Origin of the sequence: Lolliginicoccus lacisalsi, from assembly GCF_014841105.1 — a bacterium.
In the GTDB taxonomy this organism is placed as follows: domain Bacteria; phylum Actinomycetota; class Actinomycetes; order Mycobacteriales; family Mycobacteriaceae; genus Lolliginicoccus; species Lolliginicoccus lacisalsi.
The window spans coordinates 20,862-36,320 of record NZ_JACYWE010000011.1 but is presented as its reverse complement, the minus strand read 5'-3'; the positions used below and the strand labels follow the sequence as shown (position 1 = coordinate 36,320).

The 15,459-nt window shown below is 67.0% G+C and carries 13 protein-coding genes; all 13 read right to left on the bottom strand.

What is annotated here, in order from left to right; genetic code table 11:
* Positions 1-253 precede the first annotated feature (253 nt).
* Positions 254-1,447 carry an elongation factor Tu gene (gene tuf, locus HT102_RS15235; RefSeq protein ID WP_192040304.1) on the bottom strand — a complete coding sequence of 398 codons (1,194 nt, stop codon included), beginning with the start codon at positions 1,445-1,447 and terminating at the stop codon, positions 254-256.
* Positions 1,448-1,584: 137 nt separating this feature from the next.
* Positions 1,585-3,702 (bottom strand): elongation factor G, encoded by a 2,118-nt coding sequence (gene fusA, locus HT102_RS15230; RefSeq protein WP_192040303.1) that lies wholly within the window; start codon positions 3,700-3,702, stop codon positions 1,585-1,587.
* Between the two features lie 162 nt (positions 3,703-3,864).
* On the bottom strand, positions 3,865-4,335 hold the full coding sequence (gene rpsG, locus HT102_RS15225; protein WP_192040302.1) for a 30S ribosomal protein S7: 471 nt from the start codon (positions 4,333-4,335) through the stop codon (positions 3,865-3,867).
* Positions 4,335-4,709: a 30S ribosomal protein S12 gene (rpsL, locus tag HT102_RS15220; protein WP_149360542.1), complete on the bottom strand. Its 375-nt coding sequence runs from the start codon at positions 4,707-4,709 to the stop codon at positions 4,335-4,337. Before rpsL ends, rpsG begins: the two co-directional genes overlap by 1 nt.
* A gap of 401 nt (positions 4,710-5,110) precedes the next feature.
* Positions 5,111-5,629: a DUF3558 domain-containing protein gene (locus HT102_RS15215; RefSeq protein ID WP_192040301.1), complete on the bottom strand. Its 519-nt coding sequence runs from the start codon at positions 5,627-5,629 to the stop codon at positions 5,111-5,113.
* 46 nt (positions 5,630-5,675) lie between these two features.
* Positions 5,676-6,236: a DUF3558 domain-containing protein gene (locus tag HT102_RS15210; protein ID WP_192040300.1), complete on the bottom strand. Its 561-nt coding sequence runs from the start codon at positions 6,234-6,236 to the stop codon at positions 5,676-5,678.
* 11 nt (positions 6,237-6,247) lie between these two features.
* Positions 6,248-6,883: a TetR/AcrR family transcriptional regulator gene (locus tag HT102_RS15205; RefSeq protein WP_192040310.1), complete on the bottom strand. Its 636-nt coding sequence runs from the start codon at positions 6,881-6,883 to the stop codon at positions 6,248-6,250.
* A 2-nt stretch (positions 6,884-6,885) separates the two neighbouring features.
* A complete protein-coding gene (locus HT102_RS15200) occupies positions 6,886-7,695 on the bottom strand; it encodes an enoyl-CoA hydratase family protein (RefSeq protein ID WP_192040299.1) in 810 nt (269 codons plus the stop codon).
* A 75-nt stretch (positions 7,696-7,770) separates the two neighbouring features.
* Positions 7,771-8,928 (bottom strand): acyl-CoA dehydrogenase family protein, encoded by a 1,158-nt coding sequence (locus tag HT102_RS15195; RefSeq protein WP_192040298.1) that lies wholly within the window; start codon positions 8,926-8,928, stop codon positions 7,771-7,773.
* 4 nt (positions 8,929-8,932) lie between these two features.
* Entirely contained in the window at positions 8,933-10,939 is a 2,007-nt protein-coding gene (locus tag HT102_RS15190; protein WP_225443765.1) for an acetyl/propionyl/methylcrotonyl-CoA carboxylase subunit alpha, read from the bottom strand.
* A 10-nt stretch (positions 10,940-10,949) separates the two neighbouring features.
* Positions 10,950-12,548 (bottom strand): acyl-CoA carboxylase subunit beta, encoded by a 1,599-nt coding sequence (locus HT102_RS15185; protein WP_192040297.1) that lies wholly within the window; start codon positions 12,546-12,548, stop codon positions 10,950-10,952.
* Positions 12,545-13,714 carry an acyl-CoA dehydrogenase family protein gene (locus HT102_RS15180; protein ID WP_192040296.1) on the bottom strand — a complete coding sequence of 390 codons (1,170 nt, stop codon included), beginning with the start codon at positions 13,712-13,714 and terminating at the stop codon, positions 12,545-12,547. Before HT102_RS15180 ends, HT102_RS15185 begins: the two co-directional genes overlap by 4 nt.
* 26 nt (positions 13,715-13,740) lie before the next feature.
* Complete coding sequence (locus HT102_RS15175) at positions 13,741-15,447, bottom strand: acyclic terpene utilization AtuA family protein (RefSeq protein ID WP_225443764.1); 1,707 nt, start codon at positions 15,445-15,447, stop codon at positions 13,741-13,743.
* Positions 15,448-15,459 lie beyond the last annotated feature (12 nt).

Sequence of the window (15,459 nt, the reverse complement as noted above, 5' to 3'; positions counted from 1 at the left end):
AAACATGCAACCATCGGGCCCGTCCGCGCTCCCCGACCGGCGCATAAGCACGGGCAGTCGCTGCTGGCCAACCGATCGGAACGCCCCCGATCGGGTGGCCCGAGTGTTGTTGCTCACGTGAGAAATTCCTCTCACGCTACCCCCAAGAACCATGCGGACGCCCGTACCGGAAAAGGCGAATCGCCTGCCCGCGGATGCGGGCAGGCGATTCGAGTACTAGCTACAGGCAACGCGCCTGTGCAGCAGCGTCAGATCACTTGACGATCTTGGTGACGCGGCCTGCACCGACGGTACGGCCACCCTCGCGGATCGCGAAGCGAAGGCCCTCGTCCATGGCGACGGGCTGGATGAGCTTGACGGACATGTCGGTGTTGTCACCGGGCATGACCATCTCGGTGCCCTCAGGCAGGGTTACCACACCGGTGACGTCCGTGGTGCGGAAGTAGAACTGAGGACGGTAGTTGTTGAAGAACGGGGTGTGCCGTCCGCCCTCGTCCTTGGACAGGATGTAGGCCTGGCCCTCGAACTCGGTGGGCGGGGTGGTGGAGCCCGGCTTCACAACAACCTGGCCACGCTCGACGTCCTCGCGCTTGATGCCACGGAGGAGCAGGCCGACGTTGTCGCCAGCCGCGCCGTAGTCAAGCAGCTTGCGGAACATCTCGATGCCGGTGACGGTGGTCTTCGTGGACTTCTCGCGGATGCCGACGATCTCGACTTCCTCGTTCACGTTGACCTTGCCACGCTCGATGCGGCCGGTGACCACGGTGCCGCGGCCGGTGATGGTGAAGACGTCCTCGACGGGCATGAGGAACGGCTTGTCCGTGTCACGCTCGGGATCGGGGATGGAAGCGTCGACCGCCTCCATGAGCTCCACGATCTTCTTGGCCCACTCGGGATCGCCCTCGAGCGCCTTGAGCGCGGAAACCTGGACAACGGGAGCGTTGTCGCCGTCGAACTCCTGCGAGGAGAGGAGCTCGCGCACCTCCATCTCGACGAGCTCGAGGATCTCCTCGTCGTCGACCATGTCGGCCTTGTTCAGTGCGACAAGGATGTACGGAACGCCAACCTGACGGGCGAGCAGCACGTGCTCACGGGTCTGCGGCATCGGGCCGTCGGTCGCGGCAACCACGAGGATTGCACCATCCATCTGCGCTGCGCCGGTGATCATGTTCTTGATGTAATCGGCGTGGCCGGGTGCGTCGACGTGAGCGTAGTGACGCTTCTCCGTCTGGTACTCGACGTGCGAGATGTTGATGGTGATTCCGCGCTGCTTCTCTTCAGGAGCCTTGTCGATCTCATCGAACGCGAAGCTCTTGTTGAGTTCGGGGAAGGTATCGTGAAGAACCTTGGTGATAGCAGCGGTGAGCGTGGTCTTGCCGTGGTCAACGTGACCGATGGTGCCGATGTTGACGTGCGGCTTGGTCCGCTCGAACTTCGCCTTCGCCACTTTATGGCCTCCTGGACTGATTGGTGCTTGCGATTTGCAGCAGTGCGGTTGTTCTAACGAGGTGGTATGCCGACTCCCAGAGAAGCGGCTCCTAGGAAGCTACCCGGAGATACTACCTATGGTCGGCGGTGAGTGAATTACTCGCCGGTGGCTTTCGCGATGATCTCCTTCGCCACGTTCGAGGGAACCTCGGCGTAGGAGTTGAACACCATCGAGTAGTTCGCCCGGCCTTGAGTCTTCGACCGGAGGTCGCCGACGTAGCCGAACATCTCCGACAGCGGAACGAGTGCCTTGACGACACGTGCGCCGCTGCGCTCCTCCATGGCCTGGATCTGGCCACGTCGGGAGTTCAGGTCACCGATGACATCACCCATGTAGTCCTCAGGAGTGATGACCTCGACCGCCATGAGCGGCTCGAGGATCACCGGCTGCGCCTTGCGGGCAGCTTCCTTGAAGGCCTGGGAACCGGCGATCTTGAAGGCCATTTCCGAGGAGTCGACCTCGTGGTACGCACCGTCGAGGAGCGTGACCTTGATGTCGGTCAACGGATAGCCAGCCAGTACGCCGTACTGCATGGCGTCCTGGGCTCCGGCGTCCACCGAGGGGATGTACTCCCTCGGCACACGCCCACCGGTGACAGCGCTGACGAACGCGTAGTGCTCGCCCTCTTCGCCGTGGTACGGCTCGAGCTTGATGATGACGCGCGCGAACTGTCCGGATCCACCGGTCTGCTTCTTGTGGGTGAACTCGTGCTTCTCCACAGTACCGCGAATGGTCTCGCGGTACGCGACCTGGGGCTTGCCGACGTTCGCCTCGACCTTGAACTCTCGCTTCATGCGATCGACAAGGATGTCGAGGTGGAGCTCGCCCATGCCGCCGATGACGGTCTGGCCGGTCTCGTCGTCGAGGTGGACCTTGAATGTCGGGTCTTCCTCGGCGAGCTTCTGGATCGCGGTGCTCAGCTTTTCCTGGTCGGACTTGGTCTTCGGCTCGATGGCCACCTCGATCACGGGATCGGGGAACGACATCGACTCCAGGATGATCGGCGCAGCCGCATCGCACAGGGTGTCGCCCGTGGTGGTGTCCTTCAGGCCGATGAACGCGTAGATGTGGCCGACCGAGGCGCTCGGAACAGGGTTCTCCTTGTTCGCGTGCATCTGGAACAGCTTGCCGACGCGCTCCTTCTTGCCCTTCGTCGAGTTGAGCACCGGGGCGCCCGAATCGAGCTTGCCCGAGTAGACGCGGACGTAGGTGAGCTTGCCGAAGAACGGGTGCGACGCGACCTTGAACGCGAGGCCGGCGAAAGGTTCGTCCGTGTTGGGCTTGCGCTCGAGGACGCTCTCCTCGTCACCGGGCGGGTGGCCCTCGATGGACGGCACGTCCAGGGGCGACGGCAGGAAGTCGATGACCGCGTCGAGCATGGGCTGAACGCCCTTGTTCTTGAACGCGGACCCGCACAGGACCGGGTAGGCGTCGCCGTTGATGGTCAGCTCGCGGATCGCGCCCTTGATCTCTGCAATGGTCAGCTCCTCGCCGCCGAAGAACTTCTCGAGAAGCTCCTCGTTCGCCTCGGCAACAGCCTCGATGAGCTCCTGGCGGTACTGCTCGGCCTTCTCGACGAGATCCTCGGGGATGTCGATGACCTCGAACACCTGGCCCTTGGTGTCGTTGCCGTCAGCGTCCTTGTCATGCCAGACGATGGCCCGCTGCTCAACGAGATCGACGATTCCGGAGAACTCGTTCTCCGCGCCGATCGGGAGCTGGAGGACCAGCGGCTTGGCACCGAGGCGGTCCTTGATGGTCTGCACGGTGTAGTAGAAATCAGCACCGAGCTTGTCCATCTTGTTGACGAAGCAGATACGCGGCACGTCGTACTTGTCGGCCTGGCGCCACACCTGCTCGGACTGCGGCTCGACGCCCTCCTTGCCATCGAAGACAGCCACGGCGCCGTCGAGCACGCGCAGGGAGCGCTCGACCTCCACCGTGAAGTCAACGTGGCCAGGAGTGTCGATGATGTTGATCTGGTTGTCGTTCCAGTAGCAGGTCGTGGCTGCCGAGGTAATGGTGATACCCCGCTCCTGCTCCTGCGCCATCCAGTCCATCGTCGACGCGCCCTCATGCGTCTCACCGATCTTGTAGTTGATGCCGGTGTAGAACAGAATCCGCTCGGTGGTGGTGGTCTTACCGGCGTCGATGTGCGCCATGATGCCGATGTTGCGGACCCGGTTCAGGTCGGTCAGCACGTCAAGTGCCACTGGAATCTTCCCCGCTCGTCTCGTGTCGTCTTGTGCGGAAACCTCGTCGGCCGGCACTGCGGCCACCGACTAGAAGCTCATCACCCTGTCTTGGCTACTCTAGCCAGTCAGGACAGGACTGTTGCGGGCACCTCGCTCAATGCATGTGGTGCCCGCGGCCAATCACCAACGGTAGTGCGCGAATGCCTTGTTAGCGTCAGCCATCTTGTGCGTATCCTCGCGACGCTTGACAGCAGCTCCCAGGCCATTGCTGGCATCCAGGATCTCGTTCGCCAGGCGCTCGACCATGGTCTTCTCGCGACGGGCGCGGGAGAACGTGACCAGCCAGCGCATGGCCAGCGTGGTGGCGCGGGCGGGGCGGACATCCACCGGCACCTGGTAGGTGGCGCCACCGACGCGGCGGCTGCGCACCTCAAGGGCGGGGCGGACGTTGTCGAGCGCGCGCTTCAGGGTGATGACCGGATCGGTACCGGTGCGCTCCCGGGCGAGCTCCAGCGCTTCGTAGACAATGCTCTCCGCGATGGACTTCTTCCCATCGAGGAGCACCTTGTTCACCAACTGCGTGACCAGGGGGGAACCGTAGACCGGGTCCGCGACCAGGGGACGCTTCGGGGCTGGGCCCTTGCGAGGCATTAGCTCTTCTCCTTCTTGGCGCCGTAGCGGCTGCGCGCTTGCTTGCGGTTCTTCACGCCCTGGGTATCGAGCGAACCACGAATGATCTTGTAACGGACACCCGGAAGGTCCTTCACACGACCGCCACGCACGAGCACCATCGAGTGCTCCTGAAGGTTGTGCCCCTCACCGGGGATGTAGGCCGTGACCTCGATCTGGCTGGTCAGGCGAACACGAGCCACCTTTCGCAGCGCTGAGTTCGGCTTCTTTGGGGTGGTGGTGTACACACGCGTGCACACACCTCGACGCTGGGGGCTTCCCTTCAGGGCCGCGGTCTTGGTCTTGGCGACCTTGTCGCGGCGCCCCTTACGGACCAGCTGCTGAATGGTGGGCATAGACCGGCTTTCCTCTGGTGCTTCTAACTCTCATGGTCAAGAGCGGGAACGTTGTAATTCTTTCCGGGCGAACCAGGCCGCAAGGCCCGGTCCCGCTACCCCGAGGTCGGGAGTGTCACTCTCCTGAGCTGCGAGGACATCATAAAAAGGCGATCTCGATGCTGCCTTCGTTGATCACGCAGGAGCTCGGCACGGCTAGTCCGCCAGGCTCAGGATTGTGCTACACCCGGATGCATCGGGCACGACCGGCAACAATACATCCAACATGCTATCGAGGTCAAAACCACGGCAGCACTGGCCAAAGGCCGCCGGACCAGCGGGCGCGCGCACCATGATTATGGCCCGCGATCGCGCGGATGGCCAACCGCGCGCCACCGGCCCGGGCCGCGCCCGGGAGCGAGCTAGAAGTGGGTGCGCACGGTCAGCTCAGCGAGCTCCATCGCGGCCGCGCAGCCGTCGCCTCCCGAGCGCGATTGCGGATGCACCCACCAGATGAGGGTTCCGCCCTCCCCCGCGCGGGTGGCCACCCCGCACGCGGCTGCGTCCCCGGGTATCCGCACGGTGAACCCGCCCTGCCCCGCAACGGTGGTGTTCTCGATGTCGTAGCCGAGGCGCTCGGTGGCGCGGCGCTCATGCCACAGCGAGCTGTTCTCGAACCATGCCAGCGTCACGCTGGTGGGAACGGCCGCGCCAATGATGGTGAAGCGACAGATCGCCCCGTAGAACGTGTTGTCGAGCGCCTGGGCGTCGAAAACCTCCACGATCTGCTCGGGTGACACCACGAGGCACTCATCGAGGAGGTTGCGGAACTCCTCGTTGTCGGTGCCCCCGGGCGAGGATGCCCGGTCCTCGCCAGGAGCGGGGGCTGGCTCGTCCTGGCCGCATCCCGCGATCCCGAGAAGCAGGGCCGCAGCGGCCATCGTGGCTACCGCCAGGGGCCTCGTGCCGCGGGCTAGTCGTCGTCGATCATGGCTCCGCACGGTTCACCGTCGCTTCCGCGAGCGCGAGCACGCGCCGGCACATCTCGTCATCGGAGAGCTCCTCCGCGAAGACCACGGACCAGACGAAGAAGTCGGAGTTGGACTGGATGGAGACCTCGCAGATGAAGCGGCCCCAGCCGGCGAACCCCGTGAGCTCCCCCGATGGCCCAGCGACGGAGACATCGCGGACACCGCGGCCGGATAGCTCGACGACGGCGCGCTCGCGCCCGATCGGGCTGCCCCGGTACCAGGAGAACGAGGCGTACGGGCCGAAGAAGCCCCCCTCCCAGCGGCAGCCCACCGAGTTGCGCTCCTGCAGGCGCACGCCGCGGATTCCCGTGAGCGCCATGAGATCCTCGGTGGACACTCCGCCGCACTCGCCGAAGAACAAGCCTGCCTCGCGCAGGACGGTGCCCTCCGCGTCGCTAGTGGCCGTGGGGGCGCCATCCCCGGTCCCGCCTGGCGAGCATGCCGTGGCCAGGAACGCGACGGCAGCCACGCCGACGGCGAGCATCCCGCGCGCCCCTCCCACTGACCTAGCGTCCACGCCTTCGCATGCTACTCGCGCCGCGGGAGCGTGTCCGCAGGAGCGGTACCGGGCCGCGCGGGGGCGAGAGCCTGGGCGAGGTGCGCGGCCCACGCCTTGACGATCTCGGAGCGGCGCCGCGAGTCATCGGTGAGCACATCTGCCAGTCCGAGGCCCCGCCCCATGTCCAGGGTGGCCTGCACCAAGCGATGCGTGGTCGGGTCGGTGTCATCGGCCTCGAGCAGCTCGATCGCGACGGCGTGGACCGTGCGCCCGAACTTCAGCTCGAGCGGCACGATCCGCTCCCGCAGGACCGGGTCGGCCGCGGCGGCCGTCCATACCTGCAGCGCTGCCTTGAACACCTCACCGGTGAAGTAGTCGACGAGCCGCACCACGATCGACTCGACACGGCCCTCGCCGCGCGGTAGCCCTTCCGCAGCGATGCGCACCTCGTGCATGCGGCGGTCGAACATGTGCTCGAGCGCCGAGGTGATGAGGTCCTCGCGGGTAGGGAAATGGTGCTGGATCGCGCCGCGCGACACTCCAGCCCGCTGCGCGACGACACCTACCGTGGTGCCAGCCCAGCCACGCTCGGCAAGGCACTCGATGGTCGCTTCGAGCAGGCGCTGGTGCGTCGCGCGGCTGCGCTCCTGCTGGGGCTCGCGGATGGTCACTCGGTAGACCGTACAGTGGGCTCGGCCCACCGGGGGGGCCGCCGCTGCAGGAACGCGATCATGCCTTCGCGAGCTTCCTCGGAGGCAAACAGGCGCGCGGACATCGCCGCGAGCGCGTCGCCCCGCTCCTCGAATCCCGCGAGCACCACATCCGTGGTGAGCGACTTGGTCTCGGCGAGGCCCTGCGGCGAGGCCTTGAGCAACTCGGCGCACAGCTCCCGAGCCACGGCCGCGGGGTCCTCGGCCGCGATGGTGACGAGCCCGATCTGCTCGGCGACCTCGGGCCCGAACTTCTCGCCAGTGAGGAAGTAGCGCGAGGCTGCCCGCGCGGTCAGCTTCGGCAGCAGCGTCAGCGAGATGATCGAGGGGGCGAGGCCGAGCTTGGCCTCGGTGAGCGCGAACGTGCACGCCGGGCCGGCCAGGACGAAGTCGCAGGCCCCGACGAGGCCCATGCCGCCGGCGCGGACGTGGCCGTCGATCTGCCCGAGGATGGGCTTGGGGTGGGCCACGATCGAGCGCAGGAGGTCGCGCATCTGGCTGGTGCGCAGCTTCGCCACTTCCTGCGGGTCGAGCGGCTGCCCGTCGGTGGAGGCTGCCTCCGAGAGGTCCGCTCCGGCGCAGAACGTCCCGCCGGTATGGGTGAGGACGATCGCGCGCACGGCGTCATCGGCGGCCGCGGCATCGAGATGGTCCTGGAGCTGCTGGACGAGCTTGGTGGATAGGGCATTGCGGTTGTGCGGCGAGTCGAGCGTGATGGTCGCCACGCCGCCGTCGATCGAGTAGGTGACGAGCTGGGTGTCGCTCATGCGTGTTCTCCTTCGGGAGGTGAAGCAAGGGGGCGGCCAGCACATGATGCGCCGCCCGCCCCCTTGGTCGTGTGCCTAGTAGGACTTGGGCAGGCCGAGGTTGGCCTGGGCGATGAAGTTGAGGATCATCTCGCGGCTGACCGGCGCGATGCGCATCAGGCGCGAGGCAGCGAGGAGATCCACGAGCCCATACTCGACGGCGAGGCCGTTGCCACCGTGGGTGTGCACGGCCTGGTCGACGGTTTTCACGCCCGCCTCGCCGGCGGCGTACTTGGCCATGTTCGCTGCCGTGGCGGCGCCCCAGTCGTCACCGCTGTCGTAGAGGAACGCGGCCTTCTGCATCGCGAGCTTGGCCAGCTCGATCTCGACGTAGCACTGCGCGAGGGGGTGCGCGATAGCCTGGTGCGCGCCGATAGGGGTCTTGAAGACCTGGCGCTCCTTGGCGTATGCCGTTGCCTTGTCGAGGGCGTACCGGGCGGTTCCGATGGCCATGGCAGAAGCCATGATCCGCTCGGGGTTCAGGCCGGCGAACAGCTGCATCAGGGCCGCGTCCTCGGAGCCGACGAGCGCGTCGGCGGGCAACCGCACGTCATCGATGAACAGCGTGAACTGCTTCTCGGGGCTGCGCATGCCCATCTCGATGGCCTGGTACTCGAAGTTCGGTGCATCGGTGGGGACGATGAACAGCGCCGGCTTGAGCTTGCCGGTCTTCGAGTCCGCCATGCGCGAGACGATCAGCACGGCCTGCGCCTGGTCGACGCCCGAGATGTAGGTCTTGCGGCCATTGAGGATCCACTCGTCGCCATCTCGGCGGGCAGTGGTGATGATGTTGTGCGAGTTCGATCCGGCGTCGGGCTCGGTGATGCCGAACGCCATGGTGATCGAGCCGTCGGCGATCCCGGGCAGCCACGTCTGCTTCTGCTCGTCGGTGCCGTACCGGCTGATGATGGTGCCGCAGATCGCCGGGGAGACGACCATCATGAGCAGGCCAGCACCGGCCGCGGAGAGCTCCTCGAGGACGAGGGACAGCTCGTACATGCCAGCCCCGCCGCCGCCGTACTCCTCGGGCAGGTTCACGCCGAGGAAGCCGAGCTTGCCCGCTTCCTCCCACAGCTCGGTGGTCTTCTCGCCGTTCTTTGCCTTCTCCAGCAGGTACGTCCAGCCGTACTTGTGGCCGAGCTCGGAGACGGCCTTGCGGAGCTCTTTCTGCTCCTCGGTCTCGATGAACGACATTGTTCTACTCGCTTTCGGGGGTTTCGTCGCTGACGACGGCCAGGATGGTGCCGACGTCGACTTGCTGGCCTGCTTGGACATTGAGCTCGGTGACCACGCCATCGACCGGGGCAGCGATGGTGTGCTCCATCTTCATGGCCTCGAGCCAGAGGATCGGCTGGCCCGCGGTGACGGTGTCACCGACCGACGCCGCGACCCGGATGACCGAGCCGGGCATGGGCGCGAGCAGCGAGCCTGCTGCCACGGCCGCCGACGGGTCGATGAACCGCGGCTTGGCGGTGAAGGTGGCATGCCCGAGCGGGGAGTCGACGCACCGCATCGTCCCGTAGCGAGCGATGGTGAACCGGCGGCGCACTCCAGCGACGTCGATGACCACCACGTTCGGGGAAGTGCTGACGACGGCGATGCCCTCATGGCCGGGCACGAGGACTCCGTTGCGGGAGAAGCGGTAGGCGACCTCGAGGGTCTCCTCGCCGTGCTCGTAGTCGCGGCGCTGCGGCTGCGACGGCATGTTTCGCCAGCCCGACGGGATGCGCGGCTGGACCTTTGCCCCGGCGCGGGCAAGCTCAGCATCGGCGAGGGCAGCGGCGATCGCCGAGAGGGTCACGGACTCAGTGGACGCGATGGGCGTGGAGAGGGTATCGAGCCCGTGCTTGTCGAAGAACGCGGTATCGGTATCACCGGCGAGGAAGGCCGGGTGCCGCAGGATGTTCACCAGCAGATCGCGGTTGGTGACGAGGCCATGCAGCCGCATTCCGGCCAGGCCCGCTGCCAGGACCTGCGCGGCCTGGTAGCGCGTGGGCGCGAAGGAGATGACCTTCGCCAGCATCGGGTCGTAGAACACGCTGACCACGGAGCCGTCCACCACACCGGAATCCAGCCGCACACCGGTCTCGGTGAGCACCTCGAAGGCGTTGCGGGTGCCAGGGACATCGATGTGATGGACGGTGCCGGACTGCGGCTGCCATTCCTGCGCGGGGTCCTCGGCGTAGAGGCGCACCTCGATGGAGTGACCGCGCATCCCCGGCTGCTCGGCGGGCAGCGGCGCGCCAGCGGCGACGTCGAGCTGCATCTGCACGAGGTCGAGACCCGTGGTGTTCTCGGTGACGGGGTGCTCGACCTGCAGGCGCGTGTTCATCTCGAGGAAGAAGAAGTGGCCGGATTCGTCCGCGAGGAACTCGACCGTTCCGGCACCGACGTAGTCGATGGCCTTGGCGGCGAGCTGGGCTGCCTCGAAGAGCCGGTCGCGCATGCCGTCGATCTTCTCGACAAGCGGCGAGGGTGCTTCCTCGACGACCTTCTGGTGGCGGCGCTGGATCGAGCACTCGCGCTCCCCCACCGACCACACGTCGCCGTGCTGGTCGGCCATGACCTGCACCTCGATGTGGCGGCCGGTCTCGAGATAGCGCTCGCAGAACACGGTCGGATCGCCGAAGGCGGATCCGGCCTCGCGCTGCGCGGCCTCGATCTGGTCGTTGAGGTCGGCGAGCTTGCGCACGATGCGCATGCCGCGCCCGCCGCCGCCCGCGGAGGCCTTGATGAGCACGGGCAGCTCTGCCTCGGTGACGGTGGCGGGGTCGAGCTTCTTGAGCACGGGCACGCCAGCGTCGTCCATCATGCGCTTGGACTCGACCTTCGAGCCCATCAGCTCGATGGCCTTGACGGGCGGGCCGATCCAGATGAGCCCGGCGTCGATGACAGCGCGCGCGAAGTCGGCGTTCTCGGAGAGGAAGCCGTAGCCGGGGTGGATGGCGTCCGCTCCCGCCGCCTTGGCCGCCTCGATGATCTTGTCGGCGCGCAGGTAGGTCTCGCCCGGGGTGTTGCCGGGCAGGTGCACGGCGGCGTCAGCCTCGAGCACGTGCGGGGCCTGGGCGTCGGCGTCGGAGAAGACCGCTACGGTGCCGATACCGGCGCGGCGGCAGGTGGCGAAGACGCGGCGGGCGATCTCGCCACGGTTGGCCACGAGGACATTGGTGATGGCTTGCATGCTTGTTCCTGTCTGAGCGTTCATGTCGGTCCACTCACATCCGGAAGACGCCGAAGTTGTCCGTGCCCTCGACCGCTTCGGTGTGGATCGCGGAGAGGCAGAGGCCCAGGATGGTGCGGGTGTCGCGCGGGTCGATCACGCCGTCGTCGAAGAGCCGGCCGGAGAGGAACATCGGCAGCGACTCCGCCTCGATCTGTGCCTCGACCATGGCACGCATGTTCTTGTCGAACTCCTCGTCGAACGGCTTGCCCTTGGCCTCGGCCCCAGCCCGCATGACCAGCGAGATGACGCCCGCGAGCTGCTGGGCGCCCATCACGGCGGACTTGGCGCTCGGCCAGGCGAACAGGAAGCGGGGGTCGTAGGCGCGGCCGCACATGCCGTAGTGGCCGGCTCCGTAGGAGGCGCCCATGAGCAGCGAGATGTGCGGGACCTTCGAGTTGGAGACGGCGTTGATCATCATCGATCCGTGCTTGATGATGCCGTTCTGCTCGTACTCCTTGCCGACCATGTAGCCGGTGGTGTTGTGGAGGAACAGCAGCGGGGTGTTGGCCCGGTTGGCGAGCTGGATGAACTGCGTCGCCTTCTGCGATTCCTCGCTGAACAGGATGCCGCGGGCGTTGGCGAGGATGCCCACGGGGTAGCCGTGCAGCTGCGCCCAGCCAGTGACCAGCGACGTGCCGTAGAGCGGCTTGAACTCGTCGAACTCGGAGCCGTCGACGACGCGGGCGATGACCTCGCGGGGGTCGAACGGGATCTTCAGGTCGCTGGGGACCACGCCGAGCAGGTCCTCGGAGTCATAGAGCGGGTCGGCGTAGTCGGCGCGCGGCTCGGGGCCCTTCTTGTGCCAGTTGAGGCGGGAGACGATGTCGCGGCCGATGCGGATGGCGTCGGGCTCGTCGATGGCGTAGTAGTCAGCGAGGCCGGAGACACGCGCGTGCATGTCGGCGCCGCCGAGGGACTCGTCATCGGACTCCTCGCCGGTGGCCATCTTCACCAGGGGCGGGCCACCGAGGAAGACCTTCGACTGCTCCTTGATCATCACCACGTGGTCGGACATGCCGGGGATGTAGGCACCACCCGCGGTGGAGTTGCCGAACACCAGGGAGATGGTGGGGATGCCCGCCGCGGAGGCACGGGTGAGGTCCCGGAACATCTTGCCACCGGGGATGAAGACTTCCTTCTGCGTGGGCAGGTCAGCTCCGCCGGACTCTACGAGGGAGATGACGGGAAGCCGGTTCTGGAAGGCGACCTCGTTTGCCCGGAACGACTTCTTGAGCGTCCACGGGTTGGAGGTGCCGCCCTTGACGGTGGGGTCGTTGGCGACGATGAGGCACTCGACGCCGCTGACGACACCGATGCCGATGACGAGGCTCGCGCCGACATGGAAGTCGCTTCCCCAGGCCGCGAGCGGGCACAGCTCGAGGAACGCGGAATCCGGATCGATGAGCAGCTCGATGCGCTCGCGGGCGGTCAGCTTGCCACGCTTGCGGTGGCGCGCCATCTTGTCCTCGCCGCCGCCGGAGAGGGCCTTGTCGTACTCGGCCTCGACCTCCTGGAGCTTGGCCAGCATGGCCTCGCGGGCGCCAGCGAAATCCTCGGAGGAGGTGTCCAGAGTCGTTTTCAGTGTGGTCATGCCTTGAACCCCAATCGCTTCGCGGCCAGGCCGGTAAGGATCTCGTTGGTGCCGCCCCCGATGCCGAGGAGGCGCATGTCTCGGTATTGCCGCTCTACTTCGCTCTCCCGCATGTAGCCCATGCCGCCGAAGAGCTGCACCGCCTGGTTGGCGACCCACTCACCGGTCTCCACCGCGGTGTTCTTCGCGAAGCACATCTCGGCGATGAGGTCGCCGTCGCCGTAGGTGAAGCGCTCGATGAGCTGGCGGCTGTAGACGCGGGCGACGTCGCTCTTGCGGGCCATCTCGGAGAGGGTGGCCTGCACGGTCTGGCGGCTGATGAGCGGGCGGCCGAAGGTCTCGCGGTCGCGGCACCACTGCACCGATAGGTCGAGGCATCGCTGCGCGCTGGCGTAGCCCTGCACGGCGAGGGCGGCCCGCTCGGTGACGAAGCCCTGGGCGAGCTGCTGGAAGCCGCTGTGCTCGTCGCCGATGAGGTTGGCGGCGGGCACGCGCACGTCGTCGTAGTGCAGCTCGGCGGTGTCCGAGCACAGCCAGCCCATCTTGTCGAGCTTGCGCGCCACGGTGAAGCCCGGGGTGCCCTTCTCGACGACGATGAGCGAGAGCTGGCCCTTCTCGCCGGTGCGGCAGACGGTGACGACGAAGTCGGCCCGCACCGCGGAGGTGATGAAGGTCTTGGAGCCGTTGATGACGAACTCGTCGCCCTCCCGGCGCGCGGTGGTGCGCATGCTAGCCACGTCGGAGCCGCCGCCGGGCTCGGTGATGGCGAGGGATCCGATGAGGTCACCGTCGAGGGTGGGGCGGACCCACTTGGCGAGGTGGTCGGGATCGCCAGCGGTGGCCATGTGCGGCAGGGCGATGCCGTGGGTGAACAAGGAGGCGAGCAGGCCACCGGGGGCACCGGCGTAGCAGATCTCCTCGGCGACGATCATCGCGTCGATGAGGTTGCCCCCGCCGCCGCCGACCTCCTCGGGGAAGCCAGCGCCGAGCAGGCCGATGTCGCCGGCCTTCTTGTGGAGCTCGCGCGGCAGCTCGCCGTCACGCTCCCACTGCTCCTGGTACGGAAGGATGTGTTGCTCGGCGAAACGGCGCACCGTCTTGCGGAGCTCGAGTCGTTCGGGGCTCTCCCATAGCGAGCGGGATGGCCAGGTGCCTGCTGAGGTCATGCTGGGATTCACCTTCCGGGGTGCGGTCATGCGGGGAGGAGGGAAACGGGGATGTACATGTGGCGGGAGCGGAGCCATTCGCCGAGGCCCTTGGCCTGCGGGTCGAAGCGGGCCTGGGAGGCGACGCCCTGCCCGAGGATGCCCTCGATGACGAAGTTCACGGCCCGGAGCCTCGGCAGCACGTAGCGCGTGACCTCGAGGTCCTTGGCCTCGGGCAGGAGCCGCTTGAGCTCTTCGACGGTGAGCGCGTGGGCGAGCCAGGCCCAGGCCTCGTCGCTGCGGGCCCAGACGCCGATGTTGGCGCTGCCGCCCTTGTCACCGCTGCGCGCGCCGACGACGAGGCCGAGCGGGACGGAACGGGTCTCGCCGGGCTCGATGGGCTCCGGCAGCGCGGGCTCGTCCACATCGGCGAGGGCCTGCACCTGCTCGGGGGCGGGGATATCGACGCGGGTGCCGTCGGGCAGGACCGCGATGTGCGGGACCTTGTCCTGCGGGACGTAGCCGGGCGTGAACAGCCCATAGGGCTGGGCGTCGCCGGGCGGGGAGGTGAACGTGAAGCCCGCATAGCTAGCGAGCGCGAGCTCGACGGCGACGCTGGTGAAGGCCCGGCCCACGACCTTCGGGTCGGGATCCTTGACGATGCAGCGCAGCAGCGAGGTGGCTTGCTCCTCGGTCTCGGCATCCTCCTTCGCGGTGCCGGAGTATTCCCAGCGCAGCTCGGCGGGACGCTTGGTCAGCCAGGACTCGAGCTGGGACTTCGCGAGCTCGACCTTCTTCTCGCGGTCGAGGCCGGTGACGATGAACTCCATTTGGTTGCGGAACCCGCCGAGGGTGTTCAGCGAGACCTTGAGGTCCGGCGGCGGTGCCTCGCCCGTGACTCCGCTGACGCGGACCCGATCGGGGCCCTCCTGCGACAGCTCGATGCTGTCCATGCGGGTGGTCACGTCGGGCCCGGCGTAGCGCGCGCCGGAGATCTCGTACAGCAGCTGGGCGGTGACAGTGCCGACGCTGACCTCTCCCCCGGTGCCCTCGTGCTTGGTGATGACGCTGCTGCCGTCGGGGTGGATCTCGGCGATGGGGAAACCGGGGCGGCCAAGGTCAGGGATCTCGGAGAAGAAGGCGTAGTTGCCGCCGGTGGCCTGGGTGCCGCACTCGATGATGTGCCCGGCGGCGACGGCGCCGGCGAGCTGATCAAAGTCGGTGCGCCCCCAGCCGAACTCGGCGATGGCGGGGGCGACGATGACGGAGGCATCGGTGACGCGGCCGGTGACGACGATGTCCGCGCCGGCGTTGAGGCATTCGGCGATGCCGAAGGCGCCGAGGTAGGCATTGGCGGTGAGCGGGGTGCCGAGGCCGAGCTCCTGGGCCCTCTCGCGCAGGTCATCTCCCTCGACGTGGGCGATGCTGGCGGTGAGGCCCTGGGCCTTGGCGAACTCCTGCATCTTGGCGACGAGGCCAGCCGGGTTGAGCCCGCCCGCGTTGGTGACGATCTTGACGCCCTGCTCGAGAGCGAGCCCGAGGGTGTCCTCCACTTGCCGGAGGAAGGTCTTGGCATAGCCGAGGCCAGCATCCTTCATGCGGTCGCGGCCGAGGATGAGCATGGTGAGCTCAGCGAGGTAGTCGCCGGTGAGGTAGTCGAGGTCGCCGCCCTCGAGCATCTCGCGCATGGCGGAGATGCGGTCGCCGTAGAAGCCGGAGCAGTTTCCGACCCTGATCATGGTGGGTTGTGGCATGTGGTGTCCTTG